Source organism: Yersinia pekkanenii (assembly GCF_001152565.1).
Lineage (GTDB): Bacteria > Pseudomonadota > Gammaproteobacteria > Enterobacterales > Enterobacteriaceae > Yersinia > Yersinia pekkanenii.
The window spans coordinates 1-1,971 of record NZ_CQAZ01000148.1; the positions used below are offsets into that span (position 1 = coordinate 1).

The following is a 1,971-nucleotide window of genomic DNA, read 5'->3' on the forward strand; positions in this document are numbered from 1 at the left end:
GGGAATCGGCATAACTGCCGACATAGACCGTGCCATCGGGTAGCTGGTACCAGACATAATCGGGAATATTGAACGCGCGGCCCAGATTGATAAGGAGCTGATAACCAGTACCATGGTGCTGAAAATGAGGGATCGGGGTGTCGGTATAACCGACGTTTTCCGGCAACACAAAAGGCATGTTAGTGGATTTGCCTAGCGCGTCAGTGACATCGCGTAATGTGGGGTGTTGCAATGAGCACGGCCACGAACGATCAAACACGCCGACCAGCTCCCGCACAGATAACCGCTGCGCGCCATTTTCAGCCGGCGCGGTGCGCTCCACAAATCCGGTTAACCAGCGATAGATTGAGGCGTTATAGCCCAAGTCCAGCCGCACTAACTTACCGACACAATCCCGCTCTGTCATGACGGTAATGAAACCCAGACCGCACCCATTGAGTGAGAGCGAAAGATTTAAATTATTGGCGGGGATTTCATCATCACCGATGCGCAATGTAACAACCGATTTCATGTATCACCCCCTGATGGGCCAATGGTGTTATCAATTTTTTGCAGCACATTCTCAAACCAGGTGCGGCTTTCCTCTGACTCTCCGGCTGTCGCGGTGCCGCCTGCGGTCTGAACGGTGGCGTTCTTGCCGCCCGCACTGGCTTGTTGGGCTTTGCGCTCAGCAACGCTTGAATGCTCAGCCAGGGTAAAATTAACCAGCCAGGCCATTCTGTCCGTTTGCTGCGCGGCATCCACGCCACTGGTAAATGTCGCCTCCCTGAATTTCACCGCCTGCGCCATTTCATGGGCCACGCGGTAGCGTTTTTTACTGCCATCACTGTTTTTAGCCTCTGCCAGGGCAAAAATACGGGTCAAAATGGCTTTATCCGCATAAGAAATTAACCCGGACACGCGCAACTCCTTGCCCTTCGTCCCTTGCTCCGCTTTGTCGGTACTGCTGGCCTGGCCGCTCTGGTCTTTATCCTGAATCGGCATCGTCAGCGTCACGAGGATATTACTCAGCGGGATAGCCTCGCCATCGAGCGCCAACATCACAATATCAGCCATGATTTACCACCATTTCGCGCAGTGGGGCCAAATCAGCGCCCACAAACAGTAACGCCAGGCTGAAAATGGCCTGACTGTCGGGTATGTCTTTTTTCATCTCGGCGATCGCCGTTTGTGTGTTGTCCTCAACCGATAACGACCACACCGGCACACTCGCACCCTGTAGCAGTTCCAGGCTCTTTCCTGCCTCGGCCAGTAATGCGGCTCGCTGCTGGCTGAATGCGGCCAACGCGGTATCTATGGCCGCGCTACTGCTGCCGCCTGCGGTATCACTGATTGCCTTTTGCAAGGCTTGCGCACCGGATGCCGCACGGGTGGTGGCAACCGATAGCGGCGCACTGGCTGGCAAACCGCCAGGGCGTGCGGGGATTTGCATTTTACTGGTATCCAGACTTAACGCGGCCTTGGCCCGGCGCTGAACTTGAGTCAGTGCCGGTATCGGGAACACGGCAGCGGCGGCGGTCAATAAAGTAATAAATTCGGTCAGGGTGTTGGCGGCAATCAGCAATACCAGCACATCCTGATCGCTGTCTGCGCCGGCCAATCGACTGGCGAGTGAATTGATCGCGTTTTCCGGGCTGAGGAAAGAGCCTGATGGTTCACTCTGGCCGACACCAAACGCCCAGGGGTGAACGGCCACGGCTGAGCAATTGACGGGGGCTAGATTCGGCGGGATGCGTAATAATGATTTATGCCACATCTGGCACCTCGGGCCACTTAGGGCGTGAAACATCGACTTTTGTCAGATCATAGCGGTACTTCTGCCACGCAGCCAAACGCGGGATATCTTCATCGTCAATGTAATCGCCGTCTTTTGCGTCACGCATCGGGGCAATGACTTCTGCTGCATGTGCAATGAGTTCTGTCTTTTTATGCTGAGATAATAAAATGAGTTCCTCTGGCGTTGGCGGCGGG

Annotated in this window: 3 protein-coding genes and 1 pseudogene; all 4 read right to left on the reverse strand. The window is 55.0% G+C overall.

The window, feature by feature from the left end; all coding sequences use genetic code 11:
* Positions 1 to 511, reverse strand: a pseudogene (locus tag AEP37_RS23440) (hypothetical protein); the annotation flags it as partial.
* The gene (locus tag AEP37_RS23445; protein WP_049615585.1) at positions 508 to 1,056 is read right to left on the reverse strand and encodes a baseplate complex protein; all 549 of its coding nucleotides are present in this window, start codon (positions 1,054 to 1,056) and stop codon (positions 508 to 510) included. The gene AEP37_RS23445 and the pseudogene AEP37_RS23440, both read right to left, overlap by 4 nt.
* Positions 1,049 to 1,756, reverse strand: a complete 708-nt coding sequence (locus AEP37_RS23450) for a hypothetical protein (RefSeq protein ID WP_049615586.1) — start codon at positions 1,754 to 1,756, stop codon at positions 1,049 to 1,051. The genes AEP37_RS23445 and AEP37_RS23450 overlap by 8 nt, the downstream gene beginning before the upstream one ends.
* Positions 1,746 to 1,971, reverse strand: a 226-nt coding sequence (locus AEP37_RS23455; RefSeq protein ID WP_049615587.1) for a tail fiber assembly protein, incomplete at its 5' end; no start/stop codon positions are given. The genes AEP37_RS23450 and AEP37_RS23455, both read right to left, overlap by 11 nt.